The sequence below is a fragment of the Spiroplasma kunkelii CR2-3x genome (genome assembly GCF_001274875.1).
Classification (GTDB): Bacteria; Bacillota_I; Bacilli_A; order Mycoplasmatales; family Mycoplasmataceae; genus Spiroplasma; species Spiroplasma kunkelii.
On the sequence record NZ_CP010899.1, the window covers coordinates 57,508 to 74,112 of the forward strand.

Below are 16,605 nucleotides of genomic sequence, written 5' to 3' on the forward strand. Positions count from 1 at the left end.
ACAAAAATATTATAACATAAATCTTAATCTTTCCTAAAAATTATTCCATAATTAAGTTTAGTATCGGTTTGTATTAATGCTTAAAGGAATTACAAAAGTGGGTGACATAATTGTTAAAATTCTAATTAAAATATTAACTAAATTTTCAATTCATTGCTTTGTTTCATCAATTGTTAAAAAGTATTTAGTTAATTTTAAATATTTAACTTCAACTGTTTCTTTTAAAAAAGTTAAATATTTTTTAACTAATGTTGTAATATAAGTATTAATATCAGTTGGTGTTTTATATCGATATTCAATTTCAATTGCTGATTGCTCACGTTTATATTTATATTCAAAAATTTGTGTATTAGATAAAATTATAATTGGATTATAAATCGTCATATAAATAAAAAAAGTTTTTAAATCATAAATATTAATTTTGCCTTCTTCAATGCTGGTAATAGTTGAATTAAATCAATCACTATAGATTTCTTCAATATTTGTTGTACTAGGATAAGGCCAGGCAATACCACTATTATTATTTAGTAATTGATTTCAAGTTTTATCAATATTAATGTAACCAGACGAAGTCAAAATTTGTTGAATAAATCAATATGAGAAATATGGTTCATTAATTGTTTTGTCAGAATTAAAAACTGCTCCAAAAATTGGTTGATCAGTTTTTGACGTATAAGTTCAATTTGCCAAAGCTTGGCGAATTCGTACATCAATTGTTGAACAACTTACAACTGAATTAATTGTTGGAGTTATAAAAGTTAGTGCTGTTAAAAATGATAATACTTTTTTCATTATTGCTTTACCTTATTATTATAATTTTATCATTTTTCTAAAAATTATAATAAAAAAATAGATAAGTAGTTTTAAACTTATCTATTTTTTTTGTTTTCTTCAATTAAGTCGGTTCTAATTTTTTTCTCATAAGCAATACATCCATCAATAACAGATGTTTCGGCGTTTTTAGCTACACGAACAGGAATTTGAAAATAATCTGATAGAAATTCTTTAATTCCGGCAATTTGAACACATCCTCCAGTAACTAAAATTCCATTAGTAACAGTATCACCAGCTAACTCAGCTGGAGTTTTTTCTAAAACTTCGGCTATTAATTGTGTAATTGATGAAAAAATACTTATTAATAATTTCCTAATTTCTGAATCTAAAATTTCTGCTTCTTTTGGCATTCCTGTTATAACATCACGACCGAAAATAATCATTTTTTTATTTTCTTTTGTTTTGTATAATGAACCAATTTGTTTTTTAATTTGTTCAGCAGTAACAACACCAATTGAAATAGTATGCTTCGCACGAATATATTTTAAGATTTCTTCATCAATATAATTCCCAGCAGTTTTAATTGATTTACTTTTAACAATTCCACCAGCTGAGATAATAGCACAACTTGATTTTCCACCACCAATGTCTAAAATAAAAGTTCCTTTTGGTGCAAAAATATTTTCACCCGCTCCTAAGGCAGCCATTAATGAATCTTCCTCAATTTTTACAAAGTCAGCACCAATATTTTTACACATCTTGATTATTGCTTGTTTTTCTAAGTCTGTAACATTTTTGGGACATGCAATTAAAACAATAGCATTTTTTCATAAATCAGTTACTTTTGCTTTTTTTCCTATTTGTTGAATAAATTTTTCTGCAATAGTTAAATTCGTAACTGCTCCATTACGTAATGGAGAGTAAATTTCAATTTTATCGTGTGTTTTGCCAATTAACTTTTTAGCATCATTACCTAATGCTATTAGTTTCTTAGTTCAGATTTCATATGCCATTACTGATGCTTCATTGAAAATAATTCCTCTCCCAGCAACATAAGCAATCGAATTAGTAGTTCCTAAATCTATAGCAATGAATTTCCGGGGTGCTTTTGGCGAAATGTTAAATGTATTTTTCAATATGTCTGATATTGCCATCTTTAAAATGTATCCTTCCGTTTTTTGCTTCGTTAAAAAACATAGCAATAATAATAACATAATAATTTTCTTAAATATTAAACCCTTTATTTGTTATAAAACATTCAATATCAAGTAACTTTATTATATAAAATCTGGTATAATTTGCAATTAAAAATGATAATTTCAAGTAAAAATGATAATTTCAAGTTTCTTTTTTTTTAAAATTTTAGTTATTTTTTATGTTATTAGTTTTTTGAAAAATAAAAAAAATATATTTTAAAAATATACTTTTTATGAAATTTTGTATTCATTTGCATTAAGTAATTGAATTCTTTCAATTACAGCATTTAAATTTTTTTCATAAGTTTTAGCACCATCAATTACACACATTAATGGATCATTTGCAGCTTTTACTTTTAATTGGAAAATTGATTCAAAATATTTTACAATTCCACGAATTAAAGCTCCTCCTCCACAGATGGTAATACCATTTCTAATAACATCACCAGCTAATTCTGGTGGTGTTTTTTCTAATACTTCTACTAATAAGTCTGTAATTCTTGAAAAAGGGGCTAATAAAACGTTTTTAATTTCTTCAGGTTTAATTAATACTTCTCGTGGTAATCCCGTAATAATATCACGACCAAAGGCACGAACTGGTTTTTCATTAATTATTTTAACTAATGCACCAATTTCTTTTTTAATTTGTTCAGCCGTTCTAATTCCTACTAGCACATTGTATTCAGCACGAATATATTTTTGAATTTCTTGATCTAAGTGTTTTCCTGCAACTTTAACTGATTTTGAAATTACAATATCACCAGCTGAAATAATTGCAATATCTGTTGTTCCCCCACCAATATCAATTACTAAATTTCCTTGTGCTAGACCAATATTAATGCCAGCTCCTAATGCTGCTAGTTTAACTTCTTCTTCTACTAAAACGTGACTTGCTCCCATATCTTTTGCAATAGCTTTTAAAGCACCACGTTCTAATTCGGTAACTCCACTTGGGCACGCCAATATTACTAGTGAATTTTTTCAAATTCCTGATAATTTTAATCTACTAAAAATGTGTTTTAACAAATCTTGAGCCGCTTCCATATCTGATATAACTCCGTCTACTAATGGTGTTACCATTCTAATATGATCATGCGTTTTTCCAACCATTTTGTATGCTTCATTTCCTAAGGCAATTAATGAGTTACTTAAAGTGTCATATGCCATCATCGAAGGTTCGTTATAAACAATTCCCTGACTTGATACATAGGATACTGTGTTAGCTGTCCCTAAGTCTAATGCTAAAAACGAGTAGTCTTTTCCAAATTTATAATTAGCCATATTTCTTTTTGCCTCCTACTCCTATATTTAAAATTTATGATTATTTTAATATAATAGTATAGTATAATTATACTATAAAATCAAAATAAGTAAATGAAAAAGGTGTTTATTGGGGAGTAAAGGCTAAAATGGGAGTATTTGTGATTGTTGAAGGTAAGACAGATTCAACAAAGTTAAAAAGTATTTTTCCTAATATTAAAACAATTGAAACTAGCGGTAGTGGGATTACAAAAGAAAAATTATCATTGATTAAAAAAATTAGTTTAAATAATAAAGTAATTATTTTTACTGATCCTGATTATCCTGGACAAAAATTACGTCAAATTATTAGTGATTATTTAGAAAACAACTGCCTGCATGCTTTTATAAGTAAGAATGATGCAACCAAGGGTAAAAAAGTTGGAATTGCTGAGGCATCTGAAGATGCAATTAAAAATAGTATTAATAATTTAATTAGTTTTTCAAACCAGCCAGCTGATAATTTACAATGAAGTGATTATATTAATTTAGTTGATTCAAAAGTAAAACGCGAAAAAATTATTAAGTACTATAACTTAATGCCAACTAATAATAAAACAACATTTAAATGACTAAATTATATTAATGTTAAAAAACAAGATTTAATTGATATTTTAAAGGATAAATAATGAAGAAACAAAATCAAGAAATGCGTGCCGAAGGAATAATAGCTAAAAAGAGTAAGGGACAAAACTTTTTAACAAATCCTCATTTTATTAATTTAATTGTTGATAGTGTATTTGATTTACCAAACACAAATATTTTAGAAATTGGTCCAGGAATGGGTGCTTTGACGAATCCTATTTTATTAAAAGCAAATAAACTTGTTTGTGTTGAAATTGATTCAACTTTAGTAGAATATTTAACATTAAAATTTAAAGATCAGGGTTTAACTGTTATACAGGCAGATGTTTTAACCATTGATTTAGAAAAATTATTTTTAACAGAATTTTTAGATAATAATCCAATTAGTATTATTTCCAATATTCCTTATTATATTACTTCACCAATTATTTTTAAATTATTAAAAATAAATAATCCAAAAGTAAAAGAAATTATTTTAATGATGCAAAAAGAAGTGGGTGAACGAATTATGGCTCAGCCAAATTCAAAAAACTATAGTAGTCTTTCTGTTGTTTGTCAATTTTATAGTGACATTGAAAAAGTTTCCTTAGTTGGTCATAATAATTTTGTTCCAGTACCAAAAGTTGATAGTATTGTTTTAAAATTTAAATTGAATAAAAAATATCCTTTATTAATAAATGATGAAGAATTTATTAGATTTATTCGAATGATGTTTGCAACAAAGCGAAAAACAATTTTAAATAACTTAGTAATTATTATTAAAAATAAAATTTTAGCCGAAGATATTTTGGTAAGATTAAACTATGCATTAAATTTACGTTCAGAAAATTTAAGTTTAAATGATTTTTATTTTTTATATAATGAAATTAAACAAATTAAGGGAGAACTATAAAAATGAAAATTAGATCATATGGTAAGTTTAATTTAACTTTAGAGGTTTTTCACAAACATAAATTTAAAAAAATGCACCATATTAAAAGTATTATTTTTCCTTATAAGAAAGAATATGATTTTGTTGAGTTATTGCCTTATCAAGGTAAACAAACAATTTTTACTTGTAATAAAAAAGAACTAGATTCAAATAATAATACTATTTTGGAAGCATATAATAAATTTGTTGTTATGTTCCCTAAGTTTAAATCAACCCCAGTTGATATTAATTTAATTAAAAATACAACTATTGGTTCTGGTCTTGGTTATTCTGCTAGTAATGCTGTTGCAATGATTAAACTTATTTGTTATTTTTTTAATATTAATTATTATTCTTGGAAAATTAAAAAGTTAATTCAAAGTCTTAGTTCCGATGCTTTATTTTTTTATTTAGAAAAACCAGCAATAATCTCTGGTTATGGTCATAAAATTAAGTATTTAACAATGCATAAAATTAATAAGTATAAAATTCCAAATCTTAAAATTATTGATTCAAGAATATCATCAATCACAAAAGAGGTTTATCAAGAATTTGACCATAATTATCAATACTATAAAACAAAAAAAATAATTAATAATCTTTATTTTAATATGTTACAACAGCCCGCTTTTAAAATTAATCCAGAGTTAAAAAAATTTTATCTTACACTAAAGCAAAAATATTCAAATGTAATGCTTTCTGGTAGTGGCGGTGCTTTTTTGGCTTGATAATTTAGTTTTAAAGTATATTTTAAAATTAAATTAGGCTATAATTGAACGTAAATGAGGAGATTGTAAAATGAAAAAAGTATTGTTAATTGATGGAAATTCTTTGCTTTTTAGAGCATTTTATGCCACAGCGTATAATGGCGAGATGTTAAAGAGTTTCGATGGAACACCAACAAATGCTGTTTATGCATTTGCCAATATGTTGAATAAAATATTAAAAACAAATAACTACTATAGTGTTGTTGTTGCTTTTGATAAAGGAAAAAAGAATTTTCGTCATGATTTATTATTTGACTACAAAGATGGTCGGAGTAAAACGCCAAATGAATTAATTGTACAATTTCCAATTGTAAAAGAATTTTTAGATAGTTATCAAATTCCATATTTAGAGCAAGAAGGATATGAAGCTGATGATTTATTAGGATGTTTAGCAGTTCTGGCTGAAAAAGAAGATTTTTATGTTGATATTTTTTCAAGTGATAAAGATTTATATCAATTAATTACTAATAAAACAAATATTTTAGTGCCACGTCAAGGCGACAGTGCTGATGTTATTGATGAAACAGCTTTAATAACAAAATGGGGAATTACACCATTACAAGTTCCTGATTTAAAAGGGCTAATGGGTGATCCTTCTGATAATTTAAAGGGTGTTCCAAAGGTTGGTAAAAAAACAGCAATAAAATTAATTAAGGAATATCATTCAATTGAAAATTTATATGATAATATTGAGCAGATTAAGGGTGCATTACGACAAAATTTATTAAATCATAAGGAAAGTGCATTATTATGCAAAAAGATAGCTACTATTTTTTGCGATATTAATTTAGAACATTTTACTTTTACTCATTTTTCACCAAATCAAGAAAAATTAATGCAATTTTATTTAAAATATAATATGAATTCATTTGTAACAAAGTTGTTTAATAATCAAGATAATAGTACCGAAAACTCAAATATAACAGTAAAAATTATTGAAGAATGATGTTCCGAATTTAATGAAAATAACACTACTGTTTATTTAGAATTATTAGATGAAAATTATCATACTGCAGAAATTATTGGGTTTGGAATTGTTAATTCGAAAAATGTTTTTTATTTTGATTATATTCATGCAAAGCATGATAAACTATGACATCAATTTTTAAATGATACTAAATATCAAAAGTTAACTTATCATTCAAAGAGTTTAATTGTTGCTTTAGCTCGTGATAATATTTTTGTTCAAAATATTGAATATGATATGATGCTAGCTGGTTATGTTTATAATTCAAATGCAAAAAATAGTTTAGATACTTATATTAATTTATTTGAAAAAAAACAAATTTTGACTGATGAATTATTTTATGGTAAAGGGGTTAAAAAACAAATTCCTGATGATGTAATTAAATTAAGTCATTTTATTGGTGAAAAAGCAGCGTACATTCATAAATTAAGACAAAAAATTATTGAGTTATTAAAATCTAATCAGCAATATGATTTATATTATAAGATTGAGTTACCAACCGCTTTTGCATTAGCACGAATGGAAATTAATGGTGTTAAAGTTAACCAAGATGAATTAACAACACAAACATTACGAATTGAAAAAATTGTGCAAGAATTAAATAATGAAATTAATGATATTGCACAAAAAGAAATTAATCCTAATTCACCAAAACAAATTTCAGAATTATTATTTCAAGATCTTTCATTACCTGATAGGAAAAAAGGGTCAACAGCACAAGAAGCATTAGAAAAAATAAAAAATAACCATGTGATTATTCCAAATATATTAGATCATCGAAAGTATAAAAAATTATATTCAACTTATTTAAAAGGGATGGAAAAATATATTTTTGCTGATGGGAAAGTTCATACAATTTATAAACAAACCTTAACAAATACTGGTCGGCTTTCATCTGTGGAACCTAATATGCAAAATATTAGTATTCGTGATGATGTTCAAAAAGAGGTACGAAAAATTTTTGTTGTTTCATCGCCAAATAATGTTTTATTATCTTGTGATTATTCACAAATTGAATTACGAATTTTAGCACATATGTCAAAAGACCAAGATTTAATTGCTGCTTTTAATAAGAATGAAGATATTCATACTAATACTGCAATGAAAATTTTTAATTTATCAAAAAATGAAATTACACCAAATATTCGTCGTAGTGCGAAAGCTGTTAATTTTGGGATTATTTATGGAATTAGTGATTTTGGTTTAGCAACTGATTTAAATATTTCTGTTGCAAAAGCAAAAGCAATAATTAATAATTATTATCAACAATTTCCAACAATTAAGGTTTTTATTGATAAACAAGTTGAGTTTTGTAAACAAAATGGTTATGTTACAACAATTTTTAATCGGAAACGTTATGTCCCAGAAATTAATGACCGTAATTATATGCAACGTGAATTTGGAAAGCGGATTGCAATTAATATGCCAATTCAAGGTAGTGCAGCGGATATTATTAAAATTGCTTTAAAAAATATTGACCAAGAATTTTTAAAATTAAATTTAAAAGCAAAAATTATTGCACAAATTCATGATGAATTAATTTTTGAAATTCCGCAAGTTGAATTAATTCAAGTGCAAAAAATTGTTAAAACATTGATGGAAGATTCTACTAAATTAGATGTAAAGTTAATAGTTGATATGAAAACTGGTTTAAGTTGATATGATTTAAAATAAAATTAAATCATATCACTTTTTATAATTTTAATTACTTATTAGCATCTTGATTTTTATTAGATATAAAAATAAAATTAAATTATTAATTAAGAAAGAAGGAACAATATGCCAGAATTACCAGAAGTTGAAACGGTCCGTCGTATTTTAACAAAACATGTTGTTGAAAAAACAATTACTGATTGTCAATTTTTTTGAAATAAAATAATAAAGTATCCTCTTGATTCAAAGGAATTTATAAAAAAAATTGTTAAACAAAAAATTAATAGAATTAATCGAATGGGTAAACATTTACTATTTATATTGGATGATTATGTTTTAATTAGTCATTTACGTATGGAAGGCAAATATTATTTTACACTAAAAGATGAACCTGGAGAATGACAACATATTATGGTTTTATTTGAACTTGATCATCAATTTCAATTACGTTATCTTGATACAAGAAAATTTGGGACAATGCATTTATATAATAAAAATGATTATTTACAACAAGCACCATTGAATAAGTTAGGATATGAACCATTTGATGAAAAAATTACAGTTTCATATTTAAAAAATGCTTGGAAAAATAAATCACAGCCGATTAAAACAACATTATTGGAACAAAATGTTATTGTTGGAATTGGAAATATTTATGCCAATGAAATTTTATTTGCTTCTAAAATTCATCCTGGTGAAAGAACAAAAAATTTAGTTGATCAAGATTATCAAAATATTATTGACAATACAAAATTAGTTTTACAAAAAGCCATTGATGAAGGAGGAACAACCATTGCAACTTATCATCCTGGACCAGGAATGGATGGTAAATTTTTACAACAATTAAAAGTACATGGGCGTAATAAAATGGAATGTGTTAATTGCCATAAATTAATTGATAAAATTTTTATCAATGGACGAGGAACTTATTTTTGTAATTATTGTCAAAAATTAAAATAAAAAGGCATTCCTTGTTTAGAAATGCCCTTTAGAAAAAACTATGAAAAAATATTTACTAACAAATACCTATCTTTGGGTATTATCTTTTAGGAGGCCCATCCATCATGTAATGATAAGCTCTGTTTGTTTACTATATGTTGCCATATAGTACTTTATTTATAACACGGGATTTTTAAAAAAGAGGATAATAATTCTAAAAATTATATTTTTTTTCTTTTTTTTGGTAAATTTTAGTAAATTAGGTAAATATTAATAAATTCCTTTTTTTATATTATTTTTTAAAATAAAAAGTTTATAATATTATTGTAATATTTTATATTAGAAGGGAAAAGAATTATGGGAGAAAAATATCACGCTAGATTAGTTAATGCTAGTGAAATAATTAAAAAAGCACATAAAAATAAATATGCTGTTGGTCATTTTAATATTAACAACCTAGAGTGAACAAAAGCTTTATTAGAAGCTGCACAAGTAACAAAAACACCAATTATTTTAGGAGCTTCAGAAGGAGCGATTAAATATATGGGAGGTTATAATTTAGTTGTTGCGATGGTTAATGCGTTATTAGTCTCATTAGACATTACTGTTCCAGTAGCATTACATTTAGATCATGGTCAATCAATAGAAAGTTGTAAAATGGCAATTGATTCTGGTTTTTCCTCAGTGATGTATGATGGTAGCCACCACCCATTTGCTGAAAATCTAAAAAATACAAAAGAAGTAGTAGCTTATTCAAAAACAAATGGTGTATCAGTTGAAGCTGAAATTGGTACAATTGGTGGAGAAGAAGATGGTGTAGTTGGCGTTGGTGAAATTGGTGATCCAAAAGAAGCTGCGGAAATGGTAGCAACAGGAATTGATTTTCTTGCTGCAGGAATTGGAAATATTCATGGTCCTTATCCAACTGGATGGCCAGGTTTAAATTTTCAAGCTTTAGAAGATATTCAAGCTGCTGTAAAAATTGGAATGGTTTTACATGGTGGTAGTGGAATTCCGCGAGAACAAGTTAAAAAAGCAATTTCATTAGGAATTAGTAAAATAAATGTTAATACTGAATTACAAATTGCATTTGCTGCTGCAACAAGAAAATATATTGAAGAGGGAAAAGACAAACCAAAAAATGGGAAAGGGTTTGACCCACGAAAATTATTAAAACCTGGATATGAAGCAATTAAAGCAACATTTGATGAATTAATATCATGATTTGGATGCAAAGGTAAAGCATAAAAAACATTTCAAGAATGAAATGTTTTTTTCTTTAACTTTATGTTTAAATAATGTTAATAAACAATTTCAACAAAAAGTTTATTAGAAAAAGGAGTTTTATTAGTTATGATTCAAAAATTTAGTAATGTTTATCAATTTTCAACAATAATAAGTTTAGCTGCTGGTAATTTTGACGGTATGATTAAGCTTGTGACATTATTAAAGCAAGGTAATTTTGGATTAGGAACTTTTGACCATTTAGATGGTGAATTAATTGTGCTAGATGGTGTGGGGTATCAATTTGTAGAAATTACACACATTTTGTATTTTTGGTTTTTACAGTTTTGGAAAGTAAATTTTTTTTAATATTTTTAATTAAGGAGTTGAAATTATGCAAATAAAACAATATTTTATTTTGCGGTTGCTAGTGAAAAAGTATGGTAAAGATAATGTTATTAATACTGTTAATAAGATTGCAAAAGATATTGAAATTAAAAAGTAAAAGAATAAATTATTACGCGTAATTTATTAGCGGATAATTTGTCCAATAGTGTTTTTAATGGAGCGAAGCAACAACGAGCGGAGCGAGTTTGCAAATTTCAATTTTTTAGTTTTTAGACAAGATAGGTAATATGCCAACTTGATTAACGACAATATTTAGTGTTGTTATTATATTAGGGATTTTTGTTTGAATTGGTTTATCAATTTCTCAAAAAAAATAAACAAATTCAAGGAAAAAAAGAAAAAATAAATTTAAAGAAAGGACGATAAAAAATAATGTTAGATATGTATTTAACAACAGCAGTTAATTTTTTAGCAAATACACCTAAAACTATGTCTGAGGGTATGACTGGTATTTGAACTGGTTTAACTAGTGCATTATGAAAAAGTTAAAGAAGGTATAACAAATATTTTACCTGAGATAATGGTTTTTTTAGGTGATGCGTGAATTATTTTAATTCTGTTTGCAGTTTTTTTGATTATTAAAGTATTAAACTTTTTCCATGTTATGGTTAAAGGATTTTAGTATTTATTATTTATCATATATTTTAACTGTGGCACACTAGTTTTTATATGTGATTTGATGTAAAAAATGAATTTATTAAATAGAAAAATGAACTTATTATATTTACTATTAAAGTTCTTAATAGTTATTTTCAGTGTGCCAATTTTTATTATTTTATATATTTAACAATGTTTATTAACAGTGTTTATTAAACATTAAATAAACAATATATTAACATTTTTTATAACATTGTTAATAATCAGTGTTTATTACAATAAATAAACATTATACGAACATTATTTATAACATTGTTTATTAAACAAATATAGATAGATTTTATTAAAGATATTTTTTTATTAAGTTCACTTTCTTTTTTAGTTGTCTTAGTTGGCTCTGCTTTTTTAAGTTCTTTTATTTATTTTTCAATATTGAATTGAAATGATAAAGATTTTCCACACTTTGTACTTGCAATTCGAAATATTTGAAAATATTTAACTGGAACAGCGTTAATTAATTTATATAATCAATATAAACAAAATTATTTTACCAAAATTAAAAAATCATTATTTTCAAGTGAATCTAAAAAAGTAAAAACAAATAATAACAATAATAATTTAACAAATTGAAGTGTTGAAAAAGTACAAGAATTAATTAATGATTTAGAAAGTTTAAATTAAATGAGTTTATATGATTATTGAGTTCAATTTTTTAGTTATATTATTGGTTCAAATTCCCCTGAGTTTTTATATGTTATATAGTTTGTGTTATTTATTGTTTTTTTTGGAATGTTTTTTAAACTTATTCAAAAAATGTGGAGTTTTTAAAAATGCAAAATGATTGAATTAAATTAAAATAGTTTTTTATTCATATATTTTTGTTTATAGATAAAACAAATATTGAAAGTATTACAATGTGGAATTTAACGCAAAATTAATATTTAATTTTAATGGTTGGTGTTTGAATTGTGATTTGGTTTTTTACTTGGTTTTTCTTGTGAATGGTTTTTGAGATAGTTGGGTATTTTAAATAATGAAAAAGTTTATATTTTTCTTTAAAAACTATTTTTATATTAGTGGTTAAATGCTTTTGTTTAGTTTGGTTAATTTATTACTTTGGATAATTTCTTTGTACTGTTTTTTTATATAATTAACTTAGTGATTCTTGGAATGGGTGGATAATATGTGAAATCTTGCAAAAGAGGCTATGCGAGGGTTTACAAAAAAAATAACTCAATTTATTGGGTTAATTTTGTTTATTATTGGTGCAGTTTTAACCTTTACAACTCTTTTTTCAACTGTTTTTCAAGTTAAAAATGGCTTAAATGATATTAAGAAAAATAGTTTTCATTATCAATATGAAATTCGAGTAGATAGTTTAAATATTGATAATAATGTGTAAAAATGAAACAAAAAATATTGAAAATAATCGTACTTTTTTAGCTCAGTTTTATGATGAGTCAAAAATTGATGCTGAGCATTTAACATTTAATAATATTCGTGCTGATGTTTTAGGGTTAAATTTTGATTTAATTAATTCTGAAATTTGTAAATGAACAAAAGAACCATCATACTTAAACCCAGAAATGGGGACAGATTCTTTTACTGCATTAGTTAAAAATTTTAATAAAAATCTTACTGCTGCTTTTTAAGTTATATTATTCATAATCCAGATGAAAGTCGTTTAAATGATTTAATTAATGGTGACAAAGCTGGCTTAGAACTTAGTTTTAATGTTGGTTATCAATTTAATGTAAATAATTTAGCAAAAGATAAGCAATATTTTAATGCTACTGCTGTTAACAAAAATAAAAATTTATTATATAACGGTGATGGTTGACGAGGTAATAATATTTTTTTTACTCCGTTTAATCGTCTTTTTGAAGTAATAAAATTAGAACATATTAGTGATTTAACATAAAATAAGATTATTTTAAATAAACAATATGCTGATTATAATCATTTAAAACTTGGTGGACACTTTAATTTAGGAAATAGTCAAAATTTACAATTTAATATTATTGGATATGTGGCAAAGTTAAGTAATATTTATCATGATTTAGTAAGTCTATCGACTCTTGCTACTGGTCATAAAATTATTAATTTAAAAAATGGTTCAGTATTATTTATGAATGTTATTAATTTTAATGCTATCAAGCAAAATTTTTCAAATGGAACTGAAAAAATTACTAGTTTTATTAATGTTAATGGTAATTTAACTGAACCACAAAAAATAACTTTATTAAGAAAAGTTTTAAGCAATTATTTTGTAGCGCCTGATAATGCAATTGTCGCTTTTGAAGCATCATTACCGGTACAAGTTGTGATGTTAACAAATACTGGTTTTATTATTAATACTTCAATTGTTGTTGCTTGTTAAATTATTATTTTATTTATTATTGCTTTTTTCATTAAAAAAGATATTACTAATGCAAAACGACAATTTGTAGTCTTAAAATCATTAGGATATCATCGCTTTGAATTATCATTTATTTTTACTTTTAACATTATTTTTACAACTTTAATTGGTTATTTATTATGATGAGCTTTAAGTATTCCTCTGCAAATGTATTTTACTGGTTCAAATTTATATTCAATAGTATTACCATTATCATCATTTTATTTTAATCCACTAATTTTTGTTTCAGCGACAATTTTTATTCCACTATATTTATTTAGGATGTCTTTCTTAATATCATTTATTCTTTTAAGTTGGACAGCTTTGGATTTAATTTATGATTTAAAAGGTTCTAATTTAATTTTTCGTACTAAAAAACGAAAAAAAGGTCGTAAATATGCTCATTTTGAATGAACATTAAATGTTCATTTATCATTTACCTTTGCACTAAAATCTTTAGGAAAATAAATTATGGTATTAATTGTTTTAGTTTTTTCGTCCTTTTTGTTAATTTTCCAGTTGGATGCAGGAGTAATGGCGCAAGGAATTGTTAAAGATTTTTTCCGTTATTTTAAGAATGATATTAAATCATATTTAATTGCTAGTTATGGTCAATACCCAAAATATTTATTTAGGAGCATATATGGTTTATGATAAAAATTATGATTTCCCATATGTTTTCTTATCAGCAGGTTGAAGTCCAGATGATACTAAAAATTCAAAAAATCAAGTTTCACAATTAAATTTTGTTGGGTTAACAAGTGATGAAACAGAGTGTAATCAATTATTGAATTATCGTTCTAAGACGACACCAAGTGATATTGCCCAAAAAGAAGTCTTTGGATATAAAATTAGTTCAGGACCCTACTGGTAATGACCCAAATGTTTCAATTAATGAACCAATACCAGTTCTTTTAGCAAAACGGGTTTATCAATCGATGAATTTAGTTTCTGAGGATATTTTTAAATTAAATGTTCAAATTACAAATGCTATTGGGTATGTTCCGGTTGCTTTTAAAATGATTGGTTCAAATGATGCTGATATTAGTTCGGGGAATATTTATATGAATCAAGATTTATTAGTTATGGTTATGAACCAATGAGTTAATTTAACTAAAAAAGGAGAACAATTTTTACCAAATTTTTATAATGTTGTTGTATCACTAGATAGTCCATTGGGAGTAACCTTGCAGCCTTATTATATTATTTCGTCATTTTCATCAAACGATAATTATGATTTTACAATGTTTGATAATAAAAAACCGAATCTTAAAAATCCATTAGACTTAATAACAAATTTAAAATTATTAAATGGCCTTAACAAAATATGACAATTTGATACTTTACAAGAAAATTATTCACAAGAAATGCGAACTGTCCGGGATGTTCTTAATATTTTAGAAGGATTAACAATTGTCATTGTTGCTTTAATTTTATCAGTCTTAATTGCTATGGTGCTTGATTAAAATTGCCGTACAATCTTAACTTTAAAAGTCCTTGGATATCCAACATGAAAAATTATTGCAATTGTTTTAGGTTATGTTTTAAATTATGTTATTACCCAATTATTATGGAATGTCATTGCTCATATTGTTTTTAAAAGTACCGGAATGTTATTAATTCCTTCCTTTTCATCTTATGTTGTTTCAATAGCAACATTAGCAATTCGTTTTTATTTTAATTTCATTAATTGGAGTAGATATTTGAAAAATTAAAAAGAATAATTTAATAAATATTACAATGGAATAAAAAAATGTTATTTAATTAAATAACATTTTTTAAATTTATTAATTTCTTATTATTTTTTTGTTAAACTAAATATTTAGATATTGTGTTAGCCTAATTTATGATAAATAAAATTAATTGTTAGGAAAGTGGGAAAAATTAACAATGAAAAAGATATGTACTTTCTGCATTATTGCAAGTTCTATTTTTACTCAAAATCTAACCTTTAATAAAGTTCCTAATCATATTCGTAATACTCCATTTAGTTTTAATGAAAAACAATATATTCAAACAAGAATTGAAGGACTTGACAATATTTCTCGTAATGCAATTAAAATTTCTAATAATATAGTTTATTTTTAAACTTCACGGGGAATTTATTTTTTGCTTAATGATACAACAAAAGCAAAAAAAAATAATGGAATTGATGATAATGTTATTGCTTTAACAGTTGATTAAAAAAATAATATTTATTATGTAAACGAAGATCATCAAGTATATATTTATGATGGTAATAATGGAACAATTGTTAAAATTGAGGGTTTAAATGATTAATTAGTTGATAATAATATTACTGTTCTTGCATTAGACAGTAATGATACTTTGTATTTAGAGGCTTTTGCTGGAATTTATTATTTATTATCAGGTTCAACTAGACTTGAAAAATTTATTTATGATAACAATAGTGATAATAAAGTTGCTAGAAAAGTTTTTGCTTTAGTGATTGACCACAACGATAATTTATATTTTACTACTGATGAAGCTATTTTTTTTCAATTCAAAAATTAAATAATGAATATAGTTTAGCTGAGGAAAATAAACTTAATGAATTAATTTATGCGTTTGCTGTTGATAAATAAAATAACATTTATTTTGGTAATTATGTGTATTCAAGTATTGAAAAAGAATTAAGAGAGATTGGTTTATTTGATAAAACAGCGTTATCTATTACTGTTTACAAAAATAATAATGTTTATTATTCAACAATACTTGCTGGAGTGTTTTTTTAAAAAATAAAACAAAACAGGTTGGAAAAACTAATATTTTTGGAACTTTTGTCCATACAATTACTATTGACGAAAATGATAATATTTTTATTAATAATAATGAAGGTCCTTTTATTTTTCAAGTTTACGAAGAACTTGTTGTTTCACCTGCAGTAA

Annotated in this window: 22 protein-coding genes and 1 pseudogene; 20 read left to right on the top strand and 3 right to left on the bottom strand. The window is 24.8% G+C overall.

What is annotated here, in order from left to right; genetic code table 4:
• Nucleotides 1–57 precede the first annotated feature (57 nt).
• The 3 genes from SKUN_RS00300 to mreB all read right to left on the bottom strand — a co-directional run bounded on the left by SKUN_RS00300 (nt 58) and on the right by mreB (nt 3,251).
• Nucleotides 58–792 carry a hypothetical protein gene (locus SKUN_RS00300; protein WP_053390368.1) on the bottom strand — a complete coding sequence of 245 codons (735 nt, stop codon included), beginning with the start codon at nt 790–792 and terminating at the stop codon, nt 58–60.
• A gap of 77 nt (nt 793–869) precedes the next feature.
• Nucleotides 870–1,928: a rod shape-determining protein gene (locus tag SKUN_RS00305; protein ID WP_053390369.1), complete on the bottom strand. Its 1,059-nt coding sequence runs from the start codon at nt 1,926–1,928 to the stop codon at nt 870–872.
• Nucleotides 1,929–2,201: 273 nt separating this feature from the next.
• Entirely contained in the window at nt 2,202–3,251 is a 1,050-nt protein-coding gene (gene mreB / locus SKUN_RS00310; protein ID WP_053390370.1) for a rod shape-determining protein, read from the bottom strand.
• Between the two features lie 128 nt (nt 3,252–3,379).
• Between mreB and rnmV the strand changes: the two genes are divergently transcribed.
• The 20 genes and pseudogenes from rnmV (at nt 3,380) to SKUN_RS11130 (ending at nt 16,452) form a co-directional block, all read left to right on the top strand.
• A complete protein-coding gene (gene rnmV / locus SKUN_RS00315) occupies nt 3,380–3,898 on the top strand; it encodes a ribonuclease M5 (protein ID WP_053390371.1) in 519 nt (172 codons plus the stop codon).
• Complete coding sequence (rsmA, locus tag SKUN_RS00320) at nt 3,898–4,746, top strand: 16S rRNA (adenine(1518)-N(6)/adenine(1519)-N(6))-dimethyltransferase RsmA (protein ID WP_053390372.1); 849 nt, start codon at nt 3,898–3,900, stop codon at nt 4,744–4,746. The genes rnmV and rsmA overlap by 1 nt, the downstream gene beginning before the upstream one ends.
• Before the next feature lie 2 nt (nt 4,747–4,748).
• Complete coding sequence (locus SKUN_RS00325) at nt 4,749–5,495, top strand: GHMP family kinase ATP-binding protein (RefSeq protein ID WP_053390373.1); 747 nt, start codon at nt 4,749–4,751, stop codon at nt 5,493–5,495.
• Nucleotides 5,496–5,562: 67 nt separating this feature from the next.
• Nucleotides 5,563–8,172: a DNA polymerase I gene (gene polA, locus SKUN_RS00330; RefSeq protein WP_053390374.1), complete on the top strand. Its 2,610-nt coding sequence runs from the start codon at nt 5,563–5,565 to the stop codon at nt 8,170–8,172.
• Nucleotides 8,173–8,277: 105 nt separating this feature from the next.
• A complete protein-coding gene (mutM, locus tag SKUN_RS00335) occupies nt 8,278–9,111 on the top strand; it encodes a DNA-formamidopyrimidine glycosylase (protein WP_053390375.1) in 834 nt (277 codons plus the stop codon).
• A 336-nt stretch (nt 9,112–9,447) separates the two neighbouring features.
• Nucleotides 9,448–10,338, top strand: coding sequence for a class II fructose-1,6-bisphosphate aldolase (gene fba, locus SKUN_RS00340; RefSeq protein ID WP_053390376.1), 891 nt, complete (start codon nt 9,448–9,450; stop codon nt 10,336–10,338).
• A 105-nt stretch (nt 10,339–10,443) separates the two neighbouring features.
• Nucleotides 10,444–10,683 (top strand): acetolactate decarboxylase, encoded by a 240-nt coding sequence (locus SKUN_RS00345; protein WP_053390377.1) that lies wholly within the window; start codon nt 10,444–10,446, stop codon nt 10,681–10,683.
• 508 nt (nt 10,684–11,191) lie between these two features.
• Nucleotides 11,192–11,344 (top strand): hypothetical protein, encoded by a 153-nt coding sequence (locus SKUN_RS09985; protein ID WP_235511159.1) that lies wholly within the window; start codon nt 11,192–11,194, stop codon nt 11,342–11,344.
• Nucleotides 11,345–11,796: 452 nt separating this feature from the next.
• A pseudogene (locus SKUN_RS00350) lies at nt 11,797–12,000 on the top strand (DUF3627 domain-containing protein); the annotation flags it as partial.
• A gap of 185 nt (nt 12,001–12,185) precedes the next feature.
• Nucleotides 12,186–12,257 (top strand): DUF2649 family protein, encoded by a 72-nt coding sequence (locus SKUN_RS09990; RefSeq protein WP_327196280.1) that lies wholly within the window; start codon nt 12,186–12,188, stop codon nt 12,255–12,257.
• A gap of 245 nt (nt 12,258–12,502) precedes the next feature.
• Nucleotides 12,503–12,721 (top strand): hypothetical protein, encoded by a 219-nt coding sequence (locus SKUN_RS09995; protein ID WP_235511161.1) that lies wholly within the window; start codon nt 12,503–12,505, stop codon nt 12,719–12,721.
• Nucleotides 12,714–12,971, top strand: a complete 258-nt coding sequence (locus SKUN_RS10000; RefSeq protein WP_235511163.1) for a hypothetical protein — start codon at nt 12,714–12,716, stop codon at nt 12,969–12,971. Before SKUN_RS09995 ends, SKUN_RS10000 begins: the two co-directional genes overlap by 8 nt.
• A 377-nt stretch (nt 12,972–13,348) precedes the next feature.
• Nucleotides 13,349–13,699 carry a hypothetical protein gene (locus SKUN_RS10005; RefSeq protein WP_235511173.1) on the top strand — a complete coding sequence of 117 codons (351 nt, stop codon included), beginning with the start codon at nt 13,349–13,351 and terminating at the stop codon, nt 13,697–13,699.
• Nucleotides 13,700–13,999: 300 nt separating this feature from the next.
• Nucleotides 14,000–14,185, top strand: a complete 186-nt coding sequence (locus SKUN_RS10010; protein WP_235511175.1) for a hypothetical protein — start codon at nt 14,000–14,002, stop codon at nt 14,183–14,185.
• 3 nt (nt 14,186–14,188) lie between these two features.
• Nucleotides 14,189–14,374 (top strand): hypothetical protein, encoded by a 186-nt coding sequence (locus SKUN_RS10015; protein WP_235511178.1) that lies wholly within the window; start codon nt 14,189–14,191, stop codon nt 14,372–14,374.
• Nucleotides 14,361–14,591, top strand: a complete 231-nt coding sequence (locus SKUN_RS10020; RefSeq protein ID WP_235511189.1) for a hypothetical protein — start codon at nt 14,361–14,363, stop codon at nt 14,589–14,591. The genes SKUN_RS10015 and SKUN_RS10020 overlap by 14 nt, the downstream gene beginning before the upstream one ends.
• A complete protein-coding gene (locus tag SKUN_RS10025; RefSeq protein ID WP_235511192.1) occupies nt 14,557–15,183 on the top strand; it encodes a hypothetical protein in 627 nt (208 codons plus the stop codon). Before SKUN_RS10020 ends, SKUN_RS10025 begins: the two co-directional genes overlap by 35 nt.
• 424 nt (nt 15,184–15,607) lie before the next feature.
• Nucleotides 15,608–15,805: a hypothetical protein gene (locus tag SKUN_RS10030; RefSeq protein WP_235511196.1), complete on the top strand. Its 198-nt coding sequence runs from the start codon at nt 15,608–15,610 to the stop codon at nt 15,803–15,805.
• A gap of 240 nt (nt 15,806–16,045) precedes the next feature.
• Nucleotides 16,046–16,231: a hypothetical protein gene (locus tag SKUN_RS10035; RefSeq protein WP_235511197.1), complete on the top strand. Its 186-nt coding sequence runs from the start codon at nt 16,046–16,048 to the stop codon at nt 16,229–16,231.
• 95 nt (nt 16,232–16,326) lie between these two features.
• Nucleotides 16,327–16,452 (top strand): hypothetical protein, encoded by a 126-nt coding sequence (locus tag SKUN_RS11130; protein ID WP_268794841.1) that lies wholly within the window; start codon nt 16,327–16,329, stop codon nt 16,450–16,452.
• The last annotated feature ends 153 nt before the right edge of the window (nt 16,453–16,605 follow it).